The organism is Streptomyces sp. NPDC005566 (assembly GCF_040605575.1).
Lineage (GTDB): Bacteria > Actinomycetota > Actinomycetes > Streptomycetales > Streptomycetaceae > Streptomyces.
The window spans coordinates 372,258-395,765 of record NZ_JBEXDB010000001.1 but is presented as its reverse complement, the minus strand read 5'-3'; the positions used below and the strand labels follow the sequence as shown (position 1 = coordinate 395,765).

Below are 23,508 nucleotides of genomic sequence, written 5' to 3'. Positions count from 1 at the left end.
TCCGGGGACGACAATCGAGGGGCCCGTACGCCGTCGAGACCGAGGAGCCCCGGGGATGACCGAGCCGGCATGGCTGACCGTACTGACCACGACGGACAGCGAGGAGAAGGCCCACCTCCTGGCCCGGGGTGCCGTGGAGGCACGCCTCGCCGCCTGCGCCCAGATCTCCGCCCCCGTCACCTCCGTCTACCGCTGGCAGAACGCCATCGAGACCACCGAGGAGTGGCAGGTGCTCCTCAAGACGAAGGCCGAGCGGTACGACGAACTGGAGGCGCACCTCGTCGCGGCGCACGACTACGACACCCCGGAGATCATCGCGACGCCCGTGGTGCGCGGCAGCGCCCGCTACCTCGCGTGGGTGACGGCGGAGACGGCGTCCGCGGCGGCCCTGTGACCGACGCGGGACTGCCGTTCTTCGTGTACGGCACGCTGCTCCCCGGCGAGCGCAACCACGACCTGATCCTGCGGGGCCGTACCGGCGCGGAACAGCCGGCGGTACTGCCGGGAGCCCTTCTCTACGAAGGGCCCGGATATCCGTACGCCATCGAGGGCCACGGCACGGTCCACGGCGCACTCGTGACCGCCGCGCCCGGGGCGTACGGGGAACTGCTCGGGCTCCTGGACCACCTTGAGGAGTACCTGGGCCCGGACCACCCGCGCAACCTGTACGAACGGGTGGTCCGGCAGGTGCTCCCCGGGCCGGAACCGGCCGAGCCGGTCCGTGCCTGGGTCTACTTCGCCGCCACCGCCGTCACCCGCACCCTGCGCACGGGCGGGACACCCATCCCCTCGGGGGCCTGGCTCACCCGGCGGCCTCCACCCGCACCGCGCACACCTTGAACTCCGGCATGCGCGACACCGGGTCCAGGGCCGGGTTCGTCAGGGTGTTGGCCCGGCCCTCGCCCGGCCAGTGGAACGGCATGAACACGGTGTCCTGCCGGATACCCACCGTGATCCGGGCCGGCGCGACCGCCCGCCCGCGCCGTGAGGTGACCGCGACCGATTCGCCCTCGGCCACCCCGATCCGCTCGGCGAGCCGCGGATGCAGCTCCACGAAGGGGCCCGGCGCGGCCGCGTTCAGCTCGGCCACCCGGCGGGTCTGCGCCCCCGACTGGTACTGGGACACGACCCGCCCCGTGGTCAGCACGACCGGGTACTCGGCATCCGTCTCCTCCGCGGCCGGCCGGTGGGTGACCGGCACGAACAGGGCCCGCCCGTCGTCCGTCGCGAACCGGTCGAGGAACAGCCGCGGCGTCCCGGCGTGCTCCTCGTCCGGGCAGGGCCAGAACACCCCGTCCTCCGCCGCGATCCTCGCGTAGGTGATGCCCGCGTAGTCGGCGGGCCCGCCCGCCGAAGCCCGCCGCAGCTCGTCGAAGACCTCCTCCGGATCGACCGGGAAGCCCTTCCCGTGCCCCAGGAGCCCGGCCAGGGCGTTCAGCACCTCCAGATCGCTGCGCACCCCCGGCGGCGCCGTGACCGCCCGCTGCCGCAGCAGCACCCGGCCCTCCAGATTGGTCGTGGTGCCGCTCTCCTCCGCCCACTGCGTCACCGGCAGCACCACATCGGCCAGCGCCGCCGTCTCCGACAGCACCACATCCGCGACCGCGAGGAAGTCCAGCGACCGCAGCCGCTCCTCGATGTGCCCGGCGCGCGGGGCCGAGACGACCGGATTGGAAGCCATCACCAGCAACGACCTCACGTCCTGCCCCAGCGCGTCCAGCAGCTCGTACGCGCTGCGTCCCGGCCCCGGCAGCGAGTCGGGGTCGACGCCCCAGACCCCGGCCACATGGCGGCGCGCGGCCGGATCGGTGAGCTTGCGGTAGCCCGGCAGCTGATCGGCCTTCTGGCCGTGTTCCCGGCCGCCCTGGCCGTTGCCCTGGCCGGTCAGGCAGCCGTACCCGGACAGTGGACGCCCCGCCCTGCCGGTGGCCAGGCAGAAGTTGATCCACGCACCGACCGTGTCCGTCCCCTTCGACTGCTGCTCGGGGCCCCGCGCGGTGAGGACCATCCCGGTCTCCGCGCCGCAGAACATCTCCACGGCCTCGCGCAGCTGCGGCACGGGCACCCCGGTGATGCGCTCCACCAGCTCCGGCCAGTGCGCCATCGCACCCGCCCTGGCATCGTCCCAGCCGCTCGTACGGGTGCGGACGAACTCCTCGTCCACCCGCCCCTCCGCCACGACCAGATGCAGCATCCCGAGGGCGAGCGCCAGATCCGTGCCCGGCCGGGGCGTCAGATGCAGATCGGCCTGCTCGGCGGTCCTCGTGCGGCGCGGATCGATGACGATCAGCCGGCCGCCGTTCTCCCGCAGCTCCGTCAGATAGCGCAGCGCGGGCGGCATCGTCTCCGCGAGGTTCGAGCCGACCAGGATCACGCACCCGGTCCGCGGAATGTCCTCCAGGGGGAACGGCAGCCCGCGGTCGAGCCCGAACGCCCGCTGGTGCGCCGCGGCGGCCGACGACATGCAGAAGCGCCCGTTGTAGTCGATCTGGGACGTGCCGAGGACGACCCGGGCGAACTTCCCCAGCGCGTACGCCTTCTCGTTGGTGAGCCCGCCGCCGCCGAAGACGCCCACCGCGTCCGCCCCGTACCCGGCCCGCGTACCGCGCAGCGCGCCGGCGATCCGGTCCAGGGCCTCGTCCCAGCCGGCCGGCACCAGCTCACCGCTGACCTCGTCGCGCACGAGGGGCTCGGTCAGCCGCACACCGGCGGCGAGCACGGCGGGGGCGGTGCGCCCCTTCCCGCACAGGGCACCCCGGTTGACGGGGAAAGCGGTGTGCTCCACGACCTCGGGCACCGCGCCATCGGTACCCGGTCGCAGTTTCATCCCGCACTGCAGCGCGCAGTACGGGCAATGGGTGGACGTCTCGGTGCGGGCCATACGCCCAGCGTGCGAGCCGGGTATTACGGACACCGGTGCGTCCGGTTACGCCACCGGTACGCGTACCTCAGCCCCGGCCGTCCCCGGCCGTGAGGTCGGCGGCGAGCGCCTCCGTCACTCCGGGCTCGCGCGGCCCCAGGAAGTGCGGATCCGGTTCGAACACGGCGTCCAGGGCCGCCTTGCCGGCCGCGAACACCTCCCGTGTCCCGCCGTAGTACCAGGTCGCATCGTGTACGGCGTCGACCCCCACCCCGTACGCGTCGATTCCGGCGGTCCGGCACAGGGCGATCGCCCGGCGGATGTGGAAGCCCTGGCTCACCAGGACCGCCCGGTCGACCCCGAAAATCTTCTTGGCCCGGACGCACGAGTCCCAGGTGTCGAACCCCGCGTAGTCGCTGACGATCTGCCCGTCCGGCACCCCGCGCGCGGCGAGGTACGTGCGCATGGCATCCGGCTCGTCGTACTCCACCCGGCTGTTGTCCCCGGTGACCAGCACGACCTTCACCTTGCCGCTCCGGTACAGCTCGGCCGCGGCGTCCAGCCTGTGCGCGAGATACGGCGTCGGCCTGCCCTCCCACAGTCCGGCCCCGAACACCACGGCGACCTGCTGCGAAGGAGCGTCGGCCGTGGTCCGCACCCGGGGGTCCGCCGTGGCGTACAGCCAGGTCGCGGGCGCCAGGGCAAGCACGCAGAAGGCCATCAGCCCCTGCACCAGACGCCGCTGCCCGCGCCGTGAGCGCGGCAGCCGCGGCCGCGCCGCCGCGAGCCACGCCGGAGCCGTCGGCCGTCTCGGTGCCCTCAGCCGCATGAATCCCCCTGTCCGGTACCGGTCTCTCATGTAACGGGACGAACAGAAGCGGCAAAGGGTTCGCCGGACGGGCCGGCCGTTGCGAAACGCCGGTCCTGACACCGTCCGCGCCCGACCCGTGAGGCAGCGGCAAACACCCGTCACCGGTGCGAAACGGCCCGGCAACGTCCGCCCGGCACCATCGGTCCATGACGGAGACGGCACCGGAACACCCGCGTGAGCCCCTGCCCCTCGACAGCACGGCGCAACTCCTGACCCGCATCACCTCACAGCTCGGAACCCAGCTCAGCCTCGTCTCCCTGAACGGAACCCGCAGGCCTATGCACCGCATCCGGAACGACGCCCACCGCGGCAACGCCGGGCCATCGGCCCCCACCCTGGTCGCCGTCGCGCACGGCAGCCGGGACCCACGGGCCCTGCACACCGTCCAGGAACTCCTGCAACGGGTACGGGACCTGCGCCCCGGCCTCGACGTACGCCTGGGGCACATCGAGCTGAACGAACCGCTGCTCCCGGCGACGCTGGACGGCATCCCGGCGGGCGACGCCGTACTCGTGCCACTGCTGCTCGGCCGCGGTCACCACGTCAGGCACGACCTGCCGCTGGCCGCATCGGCGGCAGGCCACCTGCGCACCCGGATCGCCGCACCCCTCGGGCCGCACCCGATGCTGGTCGAGACGCTCCACGAGCGGCTCGTCGAGGCCGGCTGGCAGGACGAGGACGGCACGAGCCGCAGCGCCGCCGTCGTGCTCGCCGCCGCCGGATCGCGCGACCCGGACTCCGCCGTCGACACCCGCCGCACCGCACGCATGCTCAGCGACCGTCTCGGCGGAGTGCCCGTCGTACCCGCGTACGCGTCGGCTGCCACGCCCACCGTTCCGGTCGCCCTGCGCGCCCTCGCCGCCCGCGGCCGGCACCGGGTCGCCGTGGCCTCGTACTTCACCGCACCCGGCCGCTTCGCCACGGCGGCAGCCGCCGCGGCACCCTGGATCGCCTCCGCACCGCTCGGCGCGCACCCGTCCATGGCACGGCTGCTGCTGCACCGGTACGACCAGGTGATGGCCGAAGGATCCCTCGCGGGCGAGCGACTGCTGGCCTCGGCCTGAGCCGTCCTGTCGGCCCGGCCGTTTACTGTCGAGGTCATGGACGGTACGCACGACATCCGGGACACACAGGAGTACGCCGGCACGCCCTACGGCACGGCCGACACCGAGCGCTGGGACACCGAGCCCGACAAACGGCCCGGCCGCACCGCCTTCCAGCGCGACCGCGCCCGGGTACTGCACTCCGCCGCCCTGCGCCGGCTCGCCGGGAAGACCCAGGTGGTCACCCCCGGCACCCGGGGCCACGCCTGGGACGCCAGCCCCCGGACCCGGCTCACGCACTCCCTCGAATGCGCCCAGGTCGGCCGCGAGCTCGGCGCCGCGCTCGGCTGCGACCCCGATCTCGTCGAGACGGCCTGCCTCGCGCACGACATGGGCCACCCGCCCTTCGGCCACAACGGCGAACAGGCACTCAACGACTTCGCGTCGGACTGCGGCGGCTTCGAGGGCAACGCCCAGTCGCTGCGCCTGCTGACCCGGCTGGAGCCCAAACGGTTCGTCCGCGACCCCCGCAGCGGCGAGCTCGTCAGCGTCGGACTCAACCTGAGCCGCGCCGCCCTGGACGCCGCCACCAAGTACCCCTGGCCACGCGGCGGCCACCCGACCGACCCCGGCTCACCGAAATTCGGGGTGTACGAGGACGACCTGCCGGTCTTCGAGTGGGTCCGCAAGGGCGCACCGCAGGACCGCAAGTGCTTCGAGGCCCAGGTCATGGACTGGTCCGACGACGTCGCGTACTCCGTGCACGACTTCGAGGACGGACTGCACGCCGGGCACATCGACCCCAGCTGTCTCTTCGCCGAACCGGAGCGCCGCGACATCTGGGAGGTCGCCATCGGCCGCTACGTCCCGGCGGACACCGACCCGCAGGAGCTCGCCGACGCCCTCGACCGGCTCGTCGCCCAGGAATGGTGGCCGCACGGCTACGACGGCTCCGCCGTCGCCCAGGCCCGGCTGAAGGACGCGACGAGCCAGCTCATCGGGCGGTTCTGCCTCGCCGCCGAGTCCGCCACCCACGGGGCGTACGGCCCGGGACGGCTCGGCAGGTACGGCGCCGAACTCGTCGTCCCGCCCGAGGTCCGCAACGAGTGCGCGGTGCTCAAGGCCGTCGCCGACCGCTACGTCATGCAGCGCGCCGAGCAGGAGGCCATCCGCGCCGACCAGCGGATCGTCATCGCGGAGCTCGCCGCCGCGCTCACCGCCCGTGCCCCGGAAGGCCTCGAACCGCAGTTCCGTGCCCTGTACGGGGCGGCGCCCGACGACCGTGCCCGCAAGCGCGTCCTCGTCGACCAGATCGCCGCCCTCACGGACGCCTCGGCCCGCTCCTTGCACGGGACTCTCACCGGCGTTCGGCAGACTGGTCCACGACTGGGCACATGACACCTGGATGTGACCGATCGGGGCACACCCTCTTTCGCCATCACGCTGCGTGCGGGACGCTCGCAGGTGGCGGCGCCGCGCAGCACAGCACCGAGGAGGCATCAAGTGGTCGACGCAAACCGGACGTTCGTCATCGTCGGCGGAGGACTGGCAGGAGCCAAGGCGGCCGAGACACTCCGGTCGGAGGGCTTCACCGGCCGGGTGATCCTGATCGGCGATGAGCGCGACCATCCGTACGAACGGCCTCCCCTGTCCAAGGGGTACCTGGCCGGGAAGGAGGACAGGGACAGCGCCTTCGTCCACGAGACGGCCTGGTACGCCCGGGCGGACATCGAACTCCACCTGGGCCAGGTGGTCACGTCGATCGACCGGGACGGCCGATCCGTACAGCTCGGTGACAACACCGTCGTCCACTACGACAAGCTGCTGCTCGCCACCGGCGCCGAACCCCGCCGCCTCGACATCCCGGGCACCGACCTCGTCGGCGTCCACCACCTGCGCCGCCTCGCCCACGCCGACCGGCTGCGCAACGTGCTCGCCGCCCTCGGCAGGGACAACGGCCACCTGGTCATCGCCGGGGGAGGCTGGATCGGTCTGGAGGTCGCCGCGGCCGCCCGGGGCTACGGCGCGGAGGTCACCGTCGTCGAACCCTCCGCGACCCCTCTCCACCACGTCATCGGCCCGGAGCTGGGCCAGATCTTCACCGATCTGCACACCGAGCACGGTGTCCGCTTCCACTTCGGCGCCCACCTCACCGAGATCACCGGGCAGGACGGACTGGTCCTCGCAGCCCGCACCGACGACGGTGAGGAGCACCCCGCCCACGACGTGCTCGCCGCGATCGGCGCGGCACCGCGCACCGCGCTCGCCGAGGCGGCCGGGCTGGACATGGCCGACCGGGCCCACGGCGGCGGTGTCGCCGTGGACGCCTCCCTGCGCACCTCGGACCCGCACATCTTCGCCGCCGGGGACATCGCCGCGGTGGACCACCCGCTGCTGGGCACCCGGCTGCGGGTGGAGCACTGGGCGAACGCGCTGAACAGCGGCCCGGCCGCCGCCCGCGCCATGCTCGGCCAGGAGGTGTCCTACGACCGGGTCCCGTACTTCTTCTCCGACCAGTACGACCTCGGTCTGGAGTACTCGGGCTGGGCGCCGCCGGGCTCGTACGACCAGGTCGTCATCCGCGGGGACGCGGGCAAGCGGGAGTTCATCGCCTTCTGGCTCAAGGACCGCAGGGTCCTCGCCGGGATGAACGTCAATGTGTGGGATGTCACCGAAAGCATCCAGGAGCTGATCCGGGCCGGGCAGCAGACCGACCCGGACGCCCTGGGCGACCCGTCGGTGCCGCTGGCGTCCCTGCTCTGACCCGGCGGACACCCCGGACGGCCGGCGGCGCGCGCCCCGGCCCCGCCGCCGGCCGGTCCCGGATGTCCGACCCCACCCGTAGACTTCACTCGTGGCAGGCAGGATCAATGACGACGACGTGAAGGCGGTACGGGACGCGGTCCCGATCGACGCCGTCGTCTCCGAGTACCTCCAACTGCGCAACGCGGGCGGCGGAAACCTCAAGGGCCTGTGCCCCTTCCACGACGAGAAGTCCCCCTCCTTCCAGGTGAGCCCGAGCAAGGGTCTCTTCCACTGCTTCGGCTGCCAGGAGGGCGGCGACACGATCGCCTTCGTGATGAAGATCGACCACCTCACCTTCTCCGAGACGGTCGAGCGCCTCGCCGCCAAGGCGGGCATCACCCTGCGGTACGAGGAGGGCGGCTACAACCCCTCCCACCAGCGCGGCGAACGCATCCGGCTCGTCGAGGCGCACAAGATCGCCGCCGATTTCTACCGTGAGCAGCTGGACGGCCCCGAGGCGGAGATCGGCCGCACGTTCCTCGCCGGGCGCGGCTTCGACCAGGACGCCGCGGCCCACTTCGGCGTCGGATACAGCCCCGCCGGCTGGGACCACCTCACCCGCTTCCTGCGCGGCAAGGGCTTCAGCGACAAGGAGCTCATCAGTTCCGGCCTCTCCCAGGACGGCCGCCGCGGCCCCATCGACCGCTTCCGCGGCCGGCTCATGTGGCCGATCAGCGACACCTCCGGAGAGATCGTGGGCTTCGGCGCCCGCAAGCTCCGCGACGACGACAACGGCCCGAAGTACCTCAACACCCCCGAGACCTCGATCTACAAGAAGTCCCAGGTGCTGTACGGCATCGACCTGGCCAAGAAGGACATCGCCAAGGTCAGCCGGGCCGTCGTCGTCGAGGGCTACACCGACGTCATGGCCTGCCACCTCGCCGGGATCACCACCGCCATCGCCACCTGCGGCACGTCGTTCGGCAACGACCACATCAAGATCCTCCGACGGCTCCTCATGGACAACGGCAGCGCCCGCGTCATCTTCACCTTCGACGGGGACGCCGCCGGCCAGAAGGCAGCCCTCCGCGCCTTCGAGGACGACCAGAAGTTCGCCGCCGAGACCTACATCGCGATCGCCCCTGACAACATGGACCCGTGCGATCTGCGGCTGGCCAAGGGCGACGACGCCGTCCGCGACCTGGTCGAACCCCGCACCCCGCTCTTCGAGTTCGCGCTGCGCCAGATCGTCGGACGCTACGACCTGGAGACCCCGGCCGGCCGTGCGGCCGCGCTCGACGAGGCGGCACCCGTCGTCGCCCAGATCAAGAACAGTTCCTCGCAGCACGAGGTCGCCGTCCAGCTGGCCGGTCTGCTCGGCATCCTCGACACCCAGTTCGTGGTCAAACGCGTCGGCCAGATCGCCCGGTGGGCGCGTGACCGGGGCGGCGACCGCGGCCCCGCACAGGGCGGCCCCTCCCGGGGCGGCCCCCCGCAGCAGGCCCAGGCCCCCTCGGCACCCTCCGGCCCCGCGCTCAACCTCCGCAGCCCCGCCCACCGCACCGAGCGCGAACTGCTCAAGCTCGCCCTGCAGAAGCCCGCCCTGGTCTCCCCGGCCTTCGACGCCTACGGCATCGACGAGTTCACCGCCCCGCCCTACGCGGCGGTGCGCCAGTGCATCGCGGAGGCGGGCGGAGCCGAGCAGGGACTGGCCGAGACCCGCGACTACCTGGTCAACGTCCTGGACGCGGCACCCAACGACACCGTGCGCAACCTCGTCACCGAGCTCGCCGTCGAGGTGTTCCACGGCAAGTCCATCGACGAGACGTACGCGGGCATGCAGCTCGTCCAGGTCCGCCTGCGTGCGGTCGACCGCAGGATCGACGACGTCCAGGGCAGCCTCGCCCGCCTGGGAAGCAACGTGGCCCCCGACCATCTGGCCGCCGCTCAGAACGAGGTGTGGGTCCTCCAGCAGTACGCCCAGTCGCTGCGGAGCAACGGCGCCGCCGCGCTCTGATCCGTACCGCCGACGGCCCCGCCCGGTAATCACCCGGTCACGGACCGGACTCAGAAAGTCACCGCACGCCCCTCGTGGCAGCGATGTGTCGTACCCCACACTGGGTGCCGGTGCCTGAGTCATCGGAGCGCGGACGGTCCACCGAAGGCGCGGACCCCCATCCCCGCGATCCGGCAGCGATCACCTGGAGGTCGCCCCCCGTGCAGACCCGGACCGTGACGACCACGACCGAGCATGTCCCGGCGATTCCCGCGCAGAACCGGGCCACGCGTCATCCCGAGGCAGGTCCGCCCCGGGGTGCACCCGACCCGGTGATGGAGGAACCGGTGGAGGTTCCCGAACCCCCGGAGCCACGGAGCCGCACGGAAGCCGGCGGTCCGTCGTCCGACCTCTTCCGCCAGTACCTGCGGGAGATCGGACGGATACCCCTGCTCACCGCCGCCGAGGAGGTGGAACTGGCGCGCCGCGTCGAAGCGGGACTGTTCGCCGAGGAACGCCTCGCAGGCACCCCCGACCCGGACACCCGGCTCGCGGTCGATCTGGACCGGCTCGTGGTGATGGGACGCATGGCGAAGCGGCGGCTCATCGAAGCCAACCTCCGCCTCGTCGTCTCCGTCGCCAAGCGCTACGTCGGCCGCGGACTGACCATGCTCGATCTCGTCCAGGAGGGAAACCTCGGGCTGATCAGGGCCGTCGAGAAGTTCGACTACGCCCGGGGCTACAAGTTCTCCACGTACGCGACCTGGTGGATCCGCCAGGCGATGTCCCGTGCCCTCGCCGACCAGGCCCGGACCATAAGGGTCCCGGTGCATGTCGTCGAGCTGATCAACCGCGTCGTACGCGTCCAGCGCAGGCTGCTCCAGGAGCGCGGCTACGAGCCGACCGCCGAAGAGGTGGCGACCCAGCTCGACCTGACGCCCGAACGGGTCGGCGAAGTCCTGCGTCTCGCCCAGGAACCGGTCTCGCTCCACGCCCCCGTCGGCGAGGAGGACGACGTCGCTTTCGGAGACCTGATCGAGGACGGCGACGCCACGTCCCCCGTCGAGTCCGCCGCGTTCCTCCTGCTGCGCGAACACCTGGAGGCGGTGCTCTCCACCCTCGGGGAGCGGGAGCGGAAGGTGGTCCAGCTCCGCTACGGGCTGGACGACGGGCGGCCCCGCACGCTCGAGGAGATAGGCCGGATCTTCGGCGTGACCCGCGAACGCATCCGGCAGATCGAGTCCAAGACCCTGAACAAGCTGCGGGACCACGCCTTCGCCGACCAGCTCCGCGGCTACCTGGACTGACCGGTCGGCCCGGGTCGGCAGCCGGATGCCGACGGGCCGCCCGGCAAGCAGCCGGACGGCCCGTCAGTACGCCTCAGCTAGTCGACCTCGGCCAGCGCCTGCGCGAACTGAGCCGCGTACAGCCGGGCGTAGGCGCCCTTGGCCGCCAGCAGCTCGTCGTGCGTTCCCTGTTCGACGATCGAGCCGTCCTCCATCACCAGGATCACGTCGGCATCCCGGATCGTCGAGAGCCGGTGCGCGATCACGAAGCTCGTCCGGCCGTGCGCGAGACGGGCCATCGCCTTCTGGATCAGCACCTCGGTACGCGTGTCCACCGAGCTGGTGGCCTCGTCCAGCACCAGGATCACCGGGTCCGACAGGAACGCCCGCGCAATGGTGATGAGCTGCTTCTCGCCCGCGCTGACCCCGGAGCCCTCGTCGTCGATCACCGTGTCGTAGCCGTCCGGCAGGGTACGGACGAAGCGGTCGGCGTGGGCCGCCCGTGCCGCCTCCTCGATCTCCTCCCGGGTGACCTCGCGCGAAGCGCCGTACGCGATGTTCTCCGCGATCGTGCCGCCGAACAGCCAGGTGTCCTGCAGCACCATCCCTATGCCCGACCGCAGTTCGTCGCGCGACATCCTCGCCACGTCGACGCCGTCGAGCGTGATCCGGCCGCCCGTCACGTCGTAGAACCGCATCAGCAGGTTGACCAGCGTGGTCTTGCCGGCGCCGGTCGGACCGACGATCGCGACGGTGTGGCCGGGTTCCACACTCAGCGAGAGGTCCTCGATGAGCGGCTTCTCCGGGTCGTACCTGAAGGAAACCCCCTCCAGCGAGACGTTGCCGCGCAGCTCCTCGGGCCGCTCGGCCTCCTCCGGATCGGGATCCTGCTCCTCGGCATCCAGCAGCTCGAATATCCGCTCGGCCGAGGCGACACCCGACTGCACCAGGTTCGCCATGGAGGCGACCTGCGTCAGCGGCATCGAGAACTGGCGTGAGTACTGGATGAACGCCTGCACATCACCGATCGACAGCGCACCCGACGCCACCCGCAGCCCGCCGACGACGGCGACCAGCACGTAGTTCAGGTTCGAGACGAACATCATCAGCGGCTGCATGATCCCGCTGTTGAACTGGGCCCTGAAGCCCGCCTCGTACAGTGCGTCGTTCTGCTCGGCGAAGTCCTTCGCGGACTCGTTCTGCCGCCCGAAGACCTTCACCAGGGTGTGCCCGGTGTACATCTCCTCGATATGGGCGTTGAGCTTGCCCGTCACCTTCCACTGCGCCACGAACTGCGGCTGCGACCGCTTGCCGACACGGGCCGCGATGAACACCGACAGCGGGATCGTCACCAGCGCCACCAGGGCGAGCAGCGGCGAGATCCAGAACATCATGATCAGTACGCCCACGATGGTCAGCAGGGAGTTGATGAGCTGGCCCATCGTCTGCTGCATCGTCTGCGCGATGTTGTCGATGTCGTTCGTCGCCCGGCTCAGCACCTCGCCGCGCTTCTGCCGGTCGAAGTAGGACAGCGGCAGCCGCGCCAGCTTCGTCTGGAGGTCCTCGCGCAGCTGGAACACGACCCTGTTGATCACCCGGATCGACAGCCTGGTCGACACGAGCATCAGCAGCCCCGCGCCGATGTAGATCACCAGAGCCGCCAGCAGGACGTTCCCCACCGCGCTGAAGTCGATGCCTTCACCGGGGGTGAAGTCCACTCCCGACAGCATGTCGGCGAGCCCGTCGCTGCCCTTCTCCCGCAGGCCGTCGACGGCCTGCTCCTTCGTCGTACCCTCCGGCATCTGCCGGCCGACGACCCCAGCGAAGATGAGGTCCGTGGCCCCACCGAGGATCTTCGGCCCGACCACAGAGAGCGCCACGCTCAGCGTGCAGGCGCCCAGCATCAGGTACAGCGAGGCCTTCTCCCTGCTGAACCTGCTGAGCAGCCGCTTCCCGGACCCCTTGAAGTCCATGGACCGCTCGGTGGGCCCTCCGGCCATCATCCGCCCGCCCGGCCCTGCCATCAGGCGGCCTCCGCTTCCGTCAGCTGGGAGAGCACGATCTCCCGGTAGGTTTCATTGCCGTCCATCAGCTCGCGATGGCTGCCCGTCCCGACGACCCGGCCCTCGTCCAGGACCAGGATCCGGTCCGCGTCACGGATGGTGGACACCCGTTGTGCCACGATCACCACGGTCGCTCCCGCCGTCTCCTGGGACAGCGCCCGGCGCAGCGCGGCGTCCGTCGCGTAGTCCAGCGCCGAGAAGGAGTCGTCGAAGAGGTATATCTCCGGCTGCTGCACCAGCGTCCTGGCGATCGCGAGGCGCTGCCGCTGACCACCGGAGACGTTGGTGCCACCCTGCGAGATCGGCGCGTCCAGACTGTGTTCCAGCTGCTCCACGAACTCCTTGGCCTGGGCCACCTCCAGCGCGTGCCACAGCTCCTCGTCGGTCGCGTCGGGGTTTCCGTACCGCAGATTCGTCGCGACCGTGCCCGAGAAGAGGTACGGCCTCTGCGGGACGAGGCTCACGGTCTTCGCCAGCAGAACCGGATCCAGTGTCCGCACGTCCGTGCCGTCGACCAGCACGGCGCCGTCCGTCACGTCGAACAACCGCGGAACGAGCCCGAGCAGCGTCGACTTGCCGCTGCCCGTCGACCCGATGATCGCGGTCGTCTCGCCGGGCTTCGCCACGAGGTCGACCGCGTGCAGCACGGGCTCCTCGGCTCCGGGATAGCGGAACTCCGCGCCCCTCACCTCCAGATGGCCGTGCTTGCGCAGCTCCGTGACCGGGGCCACCGGCGGCACGACACTCGAGTCGGTCTCCAGGACCTCCTGGATGCGCTCGGCGCAGACCTCGGCGCGCGGCACCATCATGAACATGAACGTGGCCATCATCACCGACATGACGATCTGCATCAGATAGGCGAGGAACGCGGTCAGCGCGCCGATCTGCATGCCGCCGCTGTCGATGCGGTGGGCACCGAACCAGACCACGGCGATGGACGACAGGTTCACCACCGTCATGACGACCGGGAACATCAGGGCCATCAGCCGGCCCGTGGACACGGCCACATCCGTCAGCTCGGTGTTGGCGCCGCGGAAGCGCCCCTCCTCGTAGCCGTCACGGACGAAGGCGCGGATCACACGGTTTCCGGTGATCTGCTCGCGCAGCACCCGGTTCACCGTGTCCAGCCGCTCCTGCATCATGCGGAACAGCGGTCGCATCTTCCTCACGATGAGGCTCACCGAGATGCCCAGGACCGGGACCACGGCCAGCAGTACGGCGGACAGCGGGACGTCCTGCCCGAGCGCCATGATGACGCCGCCGACGCACATGATGGGCGCCGAGACCATCAGCGTGAACGCCATCAGGACGAGCATCTGGACCTGCTGCACGTCATTGGTCGTGCGGGTGATGAGCGAGGGAGCACCGAAGCGCCCGAACTCCCGTGCGGAGAACGACTGCACCCGGTCGAAGACGGAGGCCCGTACGTCCCGCCCGAGCGCGGACGCGGTCCGTGCACCGTAGTAGACGGCGCCGATGTTGCAGAGGACCTGGGCGATGCTGACGGCGATCATCACGCCGCCGAACTCCAGGATGTAGCCCGTGTCTCCCGCGACGACACCGTTGTCAATGATGTCCGCGTTGAGGCTGGGCAGATAGAGAGTGGCGCAGGTCTGCAGGAGCTGGAGCAGCACCAGCAGCACGATGGGGGTTCTGTACGGGCGCAGGTAGGCCCGCAGGAGTTTTATGAGCACGCGTGTCTCTCGGAGTCGGCGACGGCAAAGGCCGCTCCATCCTGCGGTACGCCGACCCACAACTTCCAACACTTTTGCTCAAGCCCAGGTCAAATCAGGCCGGCTCCCGCGTGCCTCAGACGGCGCCGCCGAACGCTCCCGGATGCACCTGGTCCCGCGTCGCCCGGTACTGCTGGCGCACGGCCCGGCCGACCGCCAGCTCGTCGCCCGGCTCCAGCACCTGAGCCGCCGCACCCTGCCAGGCCGGGGGAGTACGCGGGTCGAGGGACCCCCGGGAGACCCCGAGCGCCCACGCCGCCTGCCGTGCCGCACCCAGCGCCGCGTACTGGGCGGGCTGCGGCACCACGACCTGCGTACCGAACACCGCGGGGGCCAGCGCCTGCACGGCCGGCAGCTCCGCCGCCGCACCCAGCAGGAACACCCGCCGCACCTCCACGCCCCGGCCGCGCAGCACATCCAGCGCGTCGGCCAGGGAGCACAGCATCCCCTCGAAGGCCGCCCGCGCCAGATGCTCCGGCTTCATGGACTCGCGCCGCAGCCCGCTCAGCGTTCCCGCGGTGTGCGGCAGCTGCGGGGTGCGCTCGCCCTCCAGATACGGGAGCAGTACGAGCCCCGAGGAACCCGGTGTCGACTTCAGGGCCAGCGCGGACAGCTCGTCCAGATCGTCCAGGCCCAGCATCTCGGCCGTGCCGCGCAGGGCACGTACCGCGTTCGACGTGTGGACCACCGGCAGGTGCATGCCGGTCGCGTCGGCGAACGAGGTGATCATTCCGCTCGGATCGGCCAGCGCCTCGTGGTGCACGGCCATCACCGAACCCGAGGCGCCCAGCGACACCACGGCGTCACCGCCCGCGACCCCGAGCCCGAACGCGGCGCCCATCGTCTCGCCGGTGCCCGCGGAGATCAGCAGGCCCTCGGGTGTCGTACCCGCGGCGTCCGACGGACCGAGCACCTCGGGCAGCGCGGCCTGGTGGCCGAGCGCCAGTTCCACGAGATCGGGCCGGTAGGAGCCGGAACCCGCCGACCAGTAGCCCGTGCCGGACGCGGCACCGCGGTCGGTGGTCCGGCGGTTGGGCCGGCCGAGCAGCTGCCACACCAGCCAGTCGTGCGGCTGCATCACGGCGGCGACGCGCTGCGCGTTCTCCGGCTCGGTCCGGGCCAGCCAGCGCAGCTTCGCCACGGGCTGCGCGGCCTGCGGGACGGAACCGACGGCCTCGGCCCAGGCCTGCCGGCCGCCCAGCCCGTCGATCAGATCGGCCGCGGCGACCTGCGCCCGCCTGTCGTTCCCGAGCAGCGCCGGACGTACGAGGTTGCCCTGGCGGTCCAGCGGCACCAGACCGTGCTGCTGGGCGCACACGCCGATGGCCTGCACGCCCTCGAGCAGACCGCCGGAAGCCGCCTCACCGAGTGAGAGCAGCCATGCCTGTGGATCCACCTCGGAGGCCTTGGCCTCGATGGGGTGCGCGGCATACCCCTGCCGCAGCACCGCACCCGAGTCCGCGTCGCAAACGACGATGTGAGTGAAGGCGGATGAACTGTCCAAGCCGGCGACTATGCCCATACACAGATTCTGCCGCACCGGCGGAGCTTTGCCTTACCGGGCGCCACCCGGCACCCGGTAAGGCCGGGTCAGGTGTTCGTCGTGCCCCAGTCGTCGCTGCCGCTGTGACCGTTGTGGCCGCTGCGCTCCCGCAGCGAACGCACCCGGTCGGAGACGGAGACCGGCACCTTGTCCCCCACCTTCTCGCTCACCGAGTGGTAGGCCTTGCCCGCGAACTCCCGCCCGCCGGTCGCGGCGGACTCCGCCGCGTTGCGCACGGCCGGATTCTCGGCGAACCGCTGCGCGGACTTCTTCAGCTGCTCGTAGCGCTCGCGGCCGGCACGAGTGCCGAGCACGTAACCGAGGGCCACTCCGGCGATGAACGTGAGCCGGTACCGCATGGCTGCCACCCTTCCTTCGCTGTGTGGGACGTGTGCTGGCCGCCTACCCGCGCGCACCCGAGATCACCCCGGGCCATACCGATTGGCGGAGCACCCCCCTGCTTGCGCTAATGTATGTGTCGCAGCGAACGCGCGCCGCTCGGCAGCCGCCAGGTAGGTACGATTCGATGCAACGCAGCAATCCCCTGTAGCTCAATTGGCAGAGCAGCCGGCTGTTAACCGGCAGGTTACTGGTTCGAGTCCAGTCGGGGGAGCGCGATCCCCTGTAGCTCAATTGGCAGAGCATTCGGCTGTTAACCGGAGGGTTACTGGTTCGAGTCCAGTCGGGGGAGCGGCAAGGAAGAGGACCCTTCGGGGTCCTCTTTCGCATGTCCGGCGAAGCCTGCCGACGACTCTTTCGGGGCGATTTCGCACCGGCCGGAACCGGGCAGCACGCAGCGCGGTCTTCATGGTCATGCGAAGCCGACCATCCGCAGCAGGAGATCGTATGACCGGCTATGCTGCGGCAGACGGTGCGCACACATGTACGCGCCACGCCGTAACGGGGCGGTAGCTCAGCCGGTTAGAGCAGCGGACTCATAATCCGTCGGCCGTGGGTTCGAGTCCCACCCGCCCCACCGAGCATCCCCAGGCAGAATCGTTCTGACCTGGGGAAACGTGTTTTCCGGGGGCGTTTTGGGTGGGGCGTCCGCCGCGCGGAGGTGTGGCGCACGCGGGGCTTCTGGCATCCAGGACGAACTCTGCACGACTCTGACCTGGACTTCTCGTGGTTCTGTGTCCGTGGGAGGGTTTCGTCGCTCCTACGGCTGTTGAGGCAGCGGCTCTGCCTCACCGCATCGACATCATCCACTCGATATGTGGCTCGTGGCCGCCGGCTCCGCGGCCGGGGCAGATCTTCCTGTCGGCCGCGTGCTCGATGATCTGCCGCCAGCGGTGGTTGCTTCGTCTTCGACGTCGACTCGCCGTCCGCGTGGGCCGACGTGCGCGAGCAGGCGACCTACGCGCCGTCCCTCATGGATGGATTCTGGTCCGACCGGCCCTACTTCGGCTTCCACAACACCTACCGCTACGAGAGCGAACGTGTGTCACTGGACAAGTTCGAGATCTTCGAGGCCGAGCGGACGAGGGCCTACTTCAACTGGGTGCGCTACTTCACCCCGGACGAACTGACCGGTGACCTGCTCGACGCCGGCTTCGCCGACGTCGAGATCCTCGGCGATCTCGCCGGAGCTCCCTACAGCGACGAGGCACCGCAGTTCGCCGCCATCGCGACCGAACGTTGAGGGACGCCGGGGCCACGGCCGCGCCGCCTCCTGGTCCACATGGACGTGGGCCCGGTTGGTCTTCAGCCCTGCCCACCCTGCCCGACTCGACTGCGGGCAGGGTGGGCAGGGCTGGTTCTTTGAGTATGTTCGCAGGTGAGACGCGTCACCGGTTGGGCGGCCTCTGTGTCAGGCGGAAGCCCGGTCGTGTGCCGGTGGGCCGCGCTCCCCCTCCGTCAGTGGCGCCGTTCGTCCGCGGCGCCGGGGTTCCCCCGGGTGCGTGTCCGGGTGAGCTGCCCTGCCGCGCTGTCCAGCAGCGTCTCGAGGAGCACGGGGTAGGCGCTGTGCGTCATCCGCCCGGCCAGGAGCCGCGCGGTGGCGGCGATGTGCGGGTGGGTGTCGGCGGACAGTTCGGCGTAGGTGGAATCCCACATCTCCTCGTCCGCGGCGCGGGCCTCGTCGGTCAGCGCCAGTGACCCGGCGTCCAGGGCGGCGAACGCCAGGCTCAGGTCGATGAACGCGTGGTAGACGACGACCGCGTCCGCGTCCGGGAAGCCCGCGTCGCGCAGGATCCCGAGGATCGTCTCGTCCACGGCGATCTCCCGCGGACGGCCGGTCACGCGGCTGGCGGTCAGCACGGCGGCCTGGGGGTGGGCGAGATAGGAGGCGTGGATGGCCCGGCCGAGGGACCGCAGGTCGGACTGCCACTCCCCGGTGGACGTCCAGGTGTCCAGCGCCTGTCCCATCAGCTCCTCGCCGATGGCCCTGGTCAGATCGTCCAGGCCGGCGAAGTACCGGTAGAGGGTGCTGGGGTCGGCGCCCAGGGCCGTGCCCAGCCTGCGTGCCGTCAGTCCGGTGCTTCCGTGTTCGCGCAGCATCCGCAGCGCGGTCCGCACGATGACCTTCTCGGACAGGACCGTGCCCTGCCGCGTCGGCCTGCGCCTTCGTCGTTCCGCCTCCGGCACCACCTGCTTCGCCACGCCGACCCTCCCTGCCCGCCGCACACCGGGACCCTTATGCCCTTATGCCAACGCCGTTGACCTTACCCCCGGCCGTCCCGTTGCATCGTGCCCAGCGCCGGAGACATCTGTTCCCGGCAACCGAAAGGTGTGTGAGATGCGAGTACTTCTCGTGGGAGCGGGCGGCGTGGGCACGGCCGTCACCCGGATCGCGGCCCGCCGCGACTTCCTGACCCACATGGTCGTCGCGGACTACGACCTCGCGCGTGCGGAAGCGGCCGTCGGTGCGCTCCGGGAACACGGCGACCGGTTCAGCGCGAGGCGCCTGGACGCCTCCGACGAGGACGCGGTACGGCAGGTGCTCGCCGAGGAGCAGTGCGACGCCCTGCTCAACGCGACCGATCCGAGGTTCGTGATGCCGCTGTTCAACGCGGCACGCGCGGCGGGCACGCACTACCTCGACATGGCGATGTCCCTGTCCGCACCGCACGCGGCCCATCCCCACGAGCGGTGCGGCGTGAAGCTCGGCGACGCGCAGTTCGAACAGGCCGGCTCCTGGGAGCGTTCCGGACGGCTGGCCCTGGTCGGCATGGGCGTGGAGCCGGGCCTCTCGGACGTCTTCGCCCGCTACGCGGCGGACGAACTCTTCGACGAGATCGAGGAGATCGGCGTCCGCGACGGAGCCGACCTGACGGTCGAGGGCTACGACTTCGCCCCGTCCTTCAGTATCTGGACGACCATCGAGGAGTGCCTCAATCCCCCCGTGGTCTACGAGAAGGACCGCGGCTGGTTCACCACCGCCCCCTTCAGCGAACCGGAGGTGTTCGACTTCCCCGAGGGCATCGGTCCGGTGGAGTGCGTCAACGTCGAGCACGAGGAGGTCCTGCTCATCCCGCGCTGGATCGACGCCCGCCGGGTCACGTTCAAGTACGGTCTCGGCGACGACTTCATCGCCAAACTGAAGACCCTGCACGAGCTGGGCCTCGACTCCACCGAGAAGGTCACCGTCCCCTCGGAGAACGGGCCCGTGGAGGTCTCCCCGCGTGACGTGGTCGCGGCCTGCCTGCCCGACCCGGCCACCCTGGGCGACCGCATGACCGGAAAGACCTGCGCGGGTACCTGGGTCAAGGGCACCAAGGACGGTGCGCCGCGCGAGGTCTACCTCTACCACGTCGTCGACAACCAGTGGTCGATGCGCGAGTACGGATCCCAGGCCGTGGTGTGGCAGACGGCCGTCAACCCTGTCGTCGCCCTCGAACTCGTCGCGAGCGGAGCCTGGTCGGGCAGCGGCGTCCTCGGCCCCGAAGCCCTGCCGCCCAGGCCCTTCCTCGACCTGCTCACCGAGTACGGCTCGCCGTGGGGCCTGCGCGAGGAGGGCTGACCGACCGGGACCGTGGCCGCCGGCCGGGGGAGGGCCTCCACCGGTCGACGGCCACCACGGCGGGGCCCTGTCCACGGACAGCTCTCAGGCCGACGGGGTCCCGCCCTCCCCGAGGTCGATCGCGTACGCCTTGCGCAGCGTCTCGTGGACCGTCCAGGTCGTGCGGTCGCCCTTGTGCAGCACGGCGAGGTCTCCCGGGCCGACCGTCAGTGTCGGCCCGCCCTCCACCACGATGGTGGCCGAGCCGCTGAGTACGACGAACATCTCGTCCTCCTCGGTGTCGGTGACGATCCCCGGCGTGATCTGCCAGACGCCCCGCAAGCGGCGACCGTCCGCCGACTCCCAGACGACCTTGCCGGTCACCTCCGGCGTGCCGGAGAGTATCTGCGCGGGGGAGAGCGGCTCGGGGTCGAGCTCGGCATCGGGCACGTGGACGACGTGGCTGGGAGTCATGCGGCGACGCTAGCCGGGGCGCACGGTGTGCAGGGGTGACAAGGTGTGGTGTTTTCCGTAGGACGCCCTGACACTTCGTCGCGTTCGCGTTCGCGGCGGCACCGCGCTCCGGCCGGCCAGGGCCCCGCCCTGCCCGCGACACGCCGAAAGGGGACGGTCGCTACCATCCCTTGTGACCGAAACGGCCGAACAACCTGTACCCCGCACGCGCATACTCGCCGACCTGACCCCCCTGCGGAGCTCGCCGGACTACCGAAGGCTGTGGTTCGGGAACACCGTCTCCTGGATCGGGCAGGGCATGACGGCGCTGGCCGTCTCGCTCCAGGTCTACGACATCACCGGGTCCGCGTTCTCCGTCGGACTCATCGGCCTGTGCTCACTGGTCCCGCTGGTGCTGCTCGGGCTGTACAGCGGGGCTGTCGCGGACACCGTCGACCGGCGCAAGCTGGGCCTCTTCAGTGCGGCCGGGTCGTTCGTGCTCTCCGTAGGGCTGGCCGCCGTGACCTTCGCCGGCGTGGAACACGTGGGGCTGCTCTACGCGGTGGTCTCCCTCCAGTCGGTGTGCTTCGCGCTCAACTCGCCGGCCCGCAGCTCCATGATCGCCCGGCTGCTGCCGGCCGAGCAGCTGCCCTCCGCCAACGCGCTCAACGCCATGACGTCCACCACGGGCGGCCTGGTCGGGCCGATGCTCGGCGGCCTCATCGTCGGCTGGTGGGGCTACCGCGCCGCGTACACCGTCGACGCGGTCACGTTCACGGCCTCGCTGTACGCGATGTGGCGCCTGCCCTCGATGCTTCCCGACCGGGCGGAAGGCGACAAGGGTGCCAAGCGGGCGTCCGTCGCGGACGGGCTCCGCTTCCTCGGTACCCGGCCCAATCTGCGGATGACCTTCTTCACCGACCTGAGCGCCATGGTGCTCGCCCAACCGCGCGCCCTGTTCCCGGTGGTCGCCGTGGTCTGGTTCGGCGGCGACGCGAAGACCACCGGTCTGCTGGTGGCCGCCCCGGCGCTGGGGGCTCTCCTGGGGAGTGTGTTCTCCGGGTGGCTGGGGCAGATTCGTCGGCACGGGCTGGCGGTGCTCGTCTCCGTCGCCTGCTGGGGTGCCGCCATCGCGGTGTTCGGGCTGACCCGGGAGCTCTGGCTCGGGCTGATCCTCCTGGCGCTCGCCGGGTGCGCGGACTCCATCTCGATGGTCTTCCGCAACACCATGCTCCAGGCGGCGGTGCCGGACGAGATGCGCGGACGGCTGCAGGGCGTGTTCATCGTGGTCGTGGCGGGCGGGCCGCGACTCGGCGACCTGCTGGCCGGCTCCGTCGCCGACCTGACCTCACCGGCGCTGGCGGTGACCGGGGGCGGGATCGTGTGTGTGCTGGTGGTCTGTCTGCTGGGGCTGCGGTGGCGCGCCTTCGCGAGGTACGACGGCCGGGACCCGCAGCCCTAGATTCCTCCGCTCCCGTCGAGGTCCGCCGGACGGGCGTCCTGTTCGCGGCGCCGCTGAGGTGACACGGTGGACGGGTCCGCGCACCTACTGACGCATGCGCGCGGCCCCGTCCTCACGGCATTTCCCGGAAGGACCGGGTGTCACGCGACCTCAGAGCGGCCGTCAGTTCCCCGCCTGCCCCACCGGACCCACGACCGAACGGGCGATGCCCAGGTCCAGCAGGTCCTGCGGGCGCAGCCGGAGCTGGTCGGCGGTGGACCGTACCTGGTCCGGGCCGCGCTTCAGGATCGCCGCCGCCAGTTCCGGAGCGATCACCGAGAAGTAGCTGTCCGCAGTGAGATGGGTGTTGTCCGGTGCGGCCAGCGCGAGCGCGCCGCCGGAGCCGCCCTCGCCGATCACGAGGGTCGTCACCGGGACCCGGGCGGAGGCGATCGCCGCGAACGTGTCGGCGATGGCCGCGCCCGCGCCGGTCCGTTCCGCCTCCGCGTCGTTGGCCGCACCGGGGGTGTCGATCAGGGTCAGCACGGGAAGGCCGAGCCGGTCCGCGAGCCGGATCACCCGCGCCGCCGTGCGGTAGCCGGCCGGACGGGTCGCGGTGCCGCACTGGGCGACGTACGCCACGGGCCGGCCGCCGCGGAGGCCCACGCCGCTGAGCAGCCCCGGATCCGTACCGCCGCAGCGGTCGCCGTGGAGCGGCAGCCGGTGGTCGAAGTACGCGTCCAGATACGCCTCGGCCCGCGGCCGCACCGCCGAGCGGGCCTGCTCCACCGCGTCCCAGCCGGTCTCCGGCAGCCCCGTGGCCGAGAGCGCGGCCGGTACCGGAGCCGGCTGTGCCGGGCCGGGGACCGTCAGGGCCCGCAGCCAGCGGCTCAGGGTCCGGGGCAGTTCGCCGGCCGGCACGATCGCGTCGATCTGGCCGGCGGCGAGCTGCCCCTCGGCGCTGTACGCGTAAGGATCGGCGCCGGGAGGCCGTACCCGGGACCCGGCGAAACCGATCTGCGCACCCGGCAGCGCCAGCACCACATCGGCGCCCGCCCCCACCGTCGCCCAGCCGCCCCCGGTCGTCGGATCGCGCAGGACCGCGATCTGGGGCAGTCCGGCCGCCCGCAGCCGTGCCGAGGCGGCGGCCACGCGCTGGAGCTGGACCAGGGCGATCATGCCCTCCTGCATCCGGCTGCCGCCGGTCGCGACGAGTGAGACGAGGGGCAGCCGCTGTTCACCGGCCAGCGCGTACGCGGCCTCCAGCCGGTCACCGGTGCGTGAGCCCAGGGAGCCGCCCAGGAAACCGAATTCGAAGGAGACCAGGACACAGGAGAGGCCGTCGACGACGGCCACCCCGTGGAGCACCGATTCCTCCTCGCCCGTCCGGTCCGTGGCGCGGGCCCTGGAGTCCGCGTAACCGGTCCAGCCGAGCGGGCCGTCCGAGGGGGCCTGGTCCATCGGCAGGTGGTGTTCGGTGAAGCTCGCGGTGACTGCGGCGATGGCTTCCCGCGCCGACATGCGGCCGCCGCCG

General features: G+C 71.2%; 19 protein-coding genes and 3 tRNA genes. 13 read left to right on the top strand and 9 right to left on the bottom strand.

Annotated elements, in window-relative coordinates; all coding sequences use genetic code 11:
• The first annotated feature begins 55 nt into the window (after nt 1-55).
• A complete protein-coding gene (gene cutA, locus ABZS61_RS01930) occupies nt 56-394 on the top strand; it encodes a divalent-cation tolerance protein CutA (protein WP_356414625.1) in 339 nt (112 codons plus the stop codon).
• Nucleotides 391-840 (top strand): gamma-glutamylcyclotransferase family protein, encoded by a 450-nt coding sequence (locus ABZS61_RS01925; RefSeq protein ID WP_356414622.1) that lies wholly within the window; start codon nt 391-393, stop codon nt 838-840. The genes cutA and ABZS61_RS01925 overlap by 4 nt, the downstream gene beginning before the upstream one ends.
• Here the strand turns inward: ABZS61_RS01925 and ABZS61_RS01920 are convergent.
• The gene (locus tag ABZS61_RS01920) at nt 803-2,881 is read right to left on the bottom strand and encodes a molybdopterin oxidoreductase family protein (RefSeq protein ID WP_356414619.1); all 2,079 of its coding nucleotides are present in this window, start codon (nt 2,879-2,881) and stop codon (nt 803-805) included. The two genes, ABZS61_RS01925 and ABZS61_RS01920, sit on opposite strands and share 38 nt — an antisense overlap.
• Before the next feature lie 67 nt (nt 2,882-2,948).
• Nucleotides 2,949-3,689, bottom strand: a complete 741-nt coding sequence (locus ABZS61_RS01915; protein ID WP_356414616.1) for an ElyC/SanA/YdcF family protein — start codon at nt 3,687-3,689, stop codon at nt 2,949-2,951.
• Nucleotides 3,690-3,877: 188 nt separating this feature from the next.
• Between ABZS61_RS01915 and ABZS61_RS01910 the strand changes: the two genes are divergently transcribed.
• The 5 genes from ABZS61_RS01910 (at nt 3,878) to ABZS61_RS01890 (ending at nt 10,822) form a co-directional block, all read left to right on the top strand.
• On the top strand, nt 3,878-4,795 hold the full coding sequence (locus ABZS61_RS01910) for a sirohydrochlorin chelatase (RefSeq protein WP_356414613.1): 918 nt from the start codon (nt 3,878-3,880) through the stop codon (nt 4,793-4,795).
• Between the two features lie 36 nt (nt 4,796-4,831).
• On the top strand, nt 4,832-6,172 hold the full coding sequence (locus tag ABZS61_RS01905) for a deoxyguanosinetriphosphate triphosphohydrolase (protein ID WP_356414610.1): 1,341 nt from the start codon (nt 4,832-4,834) through the stop codon (nt 6,170-6,172).
• 105 nt (nt 6,173-6,277) lie between these two features.
• The gene (locus tag ABZS61_RS01900; protein ID WP_356414607.1) at nt 6,278-7,537 is read left to right on the top strand and encodes an FAD-dependent oxidoreductase; all 1,260 of its coding nucleotides are present in this window, start codon (nt 6,278-6,280) and stop codon (nt 7,535-7,537) included.
• 91 nt (nt 7,538-7,628) lie between these two features.
• A complete protein-coding gene (dnaG, locus tag ABZS61_RS01895; RefSeq protein WP_356414604.1) occupies nt 7,629-9,536 on the top strand; it encodes a DNA primase in 1,908 nt (635 codons plus the stop codon).
• A 200-nt stretch (nt 9,537-9,736) separates the two neighbouring features.
• Entirely contained in the window at nt 9,737-10,822 is a 1,086-nt protein-coding gene (locus ABZS61_RS01890; protein ID WP_356414601.1) for an RNA polymerase sigma factor, read from the top strand.
• A gap of 77 nt (nt 10,823-10,899) precedes the next feature.
• Here the strand turns inward: ABZS61_RS01890 and ABZS61_RS01885 are convergent, their stop codons facing one another.
• The 4 genes from ABZS61_RS01885 to ABZS61_RS01870 form a co-directional block, all read right to left on the bottom strand.
• The gene (locus ABZS61_RS01885; RefSeq protein ID WP_356414598.1) at nt 10,900-12,825 is read right to left on the bottom strand and encodes an ABC transporter ATP-binding protein; all 1,926 of its coding nucleotides are present in this window, start codon (nt 12,823-12,825) and stop codon (nt 10,900-10,902) included.
• Nucleotides 12,825-14,558, bottom strand: coding sequence for an ABC transporter ATP-binding protein (locus ABZS61_RS01880; RefSeq protein WP_356414595.1), 1,734 nt, complete (start codon nt 14,556-14,558; stop codon nt 12,825-12,827). Before ABZS61_RS01880 ends, ABZS61_RS01885 begins: the two co-directional genes overlap by 1 nt.
• Before the next feature lie 115 nt (nt 14,559-14,673).
• Complete coding sequence (locus ABZS61_RS01875) at nt 14,674-16,119, bottom strand: FGGY family carbohydrate kinase (protein ID WP_356414592.1); 1,446 nt, start codon at nt 16,117-16,119, stop codon at nt 14,674-14,676.
• 68 nt (nt 16,120-16,187) lie between these two features.
• Nucleotides 16,188-16,499 (bottom strand): YtxH domain-containing protein, encoded by a 312-nt coding sequence (locus tag ABZS61_RS01870; RefSeq protein WP_329211308.1) that lies wholly within the window; start codon nt 16,497-16,499, stop codon nt 16,188-16,190.
• A gap of 181 nt (nt 16,500-16,680) precedes the next feature.
• Between ABZS61_RS01870 and ABZS61_RS01865 the strand changes: the two genes are divergently transcribed.
• The 4 genes from ABZS61_RS01865 to ABZS61_RS01850 all read left to right on the top strand — a co-directional run bounded on the left by ABZS61_RS01865 (nt 16,681) and on the right by ABZS61_RS01850 (nt 17,782).
• Nucleotides 16,681-16,753, top strand: a tRNA-Asn gene (locus ABZS61_RS01865).
• A gap of 5 nt (nt 16,754-16,758) precedes the next feature.
• Nucleotides 16,759-16,831: transfer RNA gene (locus ABZS61_RS01860), tRNA-Asn, on the top strand.
• A 211-nt stretch (nt 16,832-17,042) separates the two neighbouring features.
• Nucleotides 17,043-17,116 (top strand) — tRNA-Ile (locus ABZS61_RS01855).
• A 363-nt stretch (nt 17,117-17,479) separates the two neighbouring features.
• Nucleotides 17,480-17,782, top strand: a complete 303-nt coding sequence (locus tag ABZS61_RS01850) for a hypothetical protein (RefSeq protein WP_356414589.1) — start codon at nt 17,480-17,482, stop codon at nt 17,780-17,782.
• Between the two features lie 215 nt (nt 17,783-17,997).
• On the opposite strand, the gene ABZS61_RS01845 is transcribed toward ABZS61_RS01850, so the two are convergent.
• On the bottom strand, nt 17,998-18,741 hold the full coding sequence (locus ABZS61_RS01845) for a TetR/AcrR family transcriptional regulator C-terminal domain-containing protein (protein WP_356414586.1): 744 nt from the start codon (nt 18,739-18,741) through the stop codon (nt 17,998-18,000).
• 136 nt (nt 18,742-18,877) lie between these two features.
• Here ABZS61_RS01845 and ABZS61_RS01840 point away from each other — a divergent pair, with 136 nt between their 5' ends.
• A complete protein-coding gene (locus tag ABZS61_RS01840) occupies nt 18,878-20,101 on the top strand; it encodes a saccharopine dehydrogenase C-terminal domain-containing protein (protein ID WP_356414583.1) in 1,224 nt (407 codons plus the stop codon).
• 84 nt (nt 20,102-20,185) lie between these two features.
• Here ABZS61_RS01840 and ABZS61_RS01835 read toward each other — a convergent pair whose 3' ends face one another.
• A complete protein-coding gene (locus ABZS61_RS01835; protein WP_356414580.1) occupies nt 20,186-20,554 on the bottom strand; it encodes a cupin domain-containing protein in 369 nt (122 codons plus the stop codon).
• A 172-nt stretch (nt 20,555-20,726) separates the two neighbouring features.
• On the opposite strand from ABZS61_RS01835, the gene ABZS61_RS01830 reads away from it, so the two are divergent.
• Nucleotides 20,727-21,995, top strand: a complete 1,269-nt coding sequence (locus ABZS61_RS01830) for an MFS transporter (RefSeq protein WP_356414577.1) — start codon at nt 20,727-20,729, stop codon at nt 21,993-21,995.
• A 162-nt stretch (nt 21,996-22,157) separates the two neighbouring features.
• On the opposite strand, the gene ABZS61_RS01825 is transcribed toward ABZS61_RS01830, so the two are convergent.
• Nucleotides 22,158-23,495, bottom strand: coding sequence for a carboxyl transferase domain-containing protein (locus tag ABZS61_RS01825; RefSeq protein WP_356415136.1), 1,338 nt, complete (start codon nt 23,493-23,495; stop codon nt 22,158-22,160).
• Nucleotides 23,496-23,508 lie beyond the last annotated feature (13 nt).

Coding starts and splice junctions, on each gene's coding strand:
- ABZS61_RS01835 (WP_356414580.1), bottom strand. CDS start 20,554: ATGACTCCCAGCCACGTCGTCCACGTGCCCGATGCCGAGCTCGACCCC.
- ABZS61_RS01920 (WP_356414619.1), bottom strand. CDS start 2,881: ATGGCCCGCACCGAGACGTCCACCCATTGCCCGTACTGCGCGCTGCAG.
- cutA (WP_356414625.1), top strand. CDS start 56: ATGACCGAGCCGGCATGGCTGACCGTACTGACCACGACGGACAGCGAG.
- ABZS61_RS01910 (WP_356414613.1), top strand. CDS start 3,878: ATGACGGAGACGGCACCGGAACACCCGCGTGAGCCCCTGCCCCTCGAC.
- ABZS61_RS01915 (WP_356414616.1), bottom strand. CDS start 3,689: ATGCGGCTGAGGGCACCGAGACGGCCGACGGCTCCGGCGTGGCTCGCG.
- ABZS61_RS01885 (WP_356414598.1), bottom strand. CDS start 12,825: ATGGCAGGGCCGGGCGGGCGGATGATGGCCGGAGGGCCCACCGAGCGG.
- ABZS61_RS01840 (WP_356414583.1), top strand. CDS start 18,878: ATGCGAGTACTTCTCGTGGGAGCGGGCGGCGTGGGCACGGCCGTCACC.
- ABZS61_RS01905 (WP_356414610.1), top strand. CDS start 4,832: ATGGACGGTACGCACGACATCCGGGACACACAGGAGTACGCCGGCACG.
- ABZS61_RS01875 (WP_356414592.1), bottom strand. CDS start 16,119: ATGGGCATAGTCGCCGGCTTGGACAGTTCATCCGCCTTCACTCACATC.
- ABZS61_RS01870 (WP_329211308.1), bottom strand. CDS start 16,499: ATGCGGTACCGGCTCACGTTCATCGCCGGAGTGGCCCTCGGTTACGTG.
- ABZS61_RS01825 (WP_356415136.1), bottom strand. CDS start 23,495: ATGTCGGCGCGGGAAGCCATCGCCGCAGTCACCGCGAGCTTCACCGAA.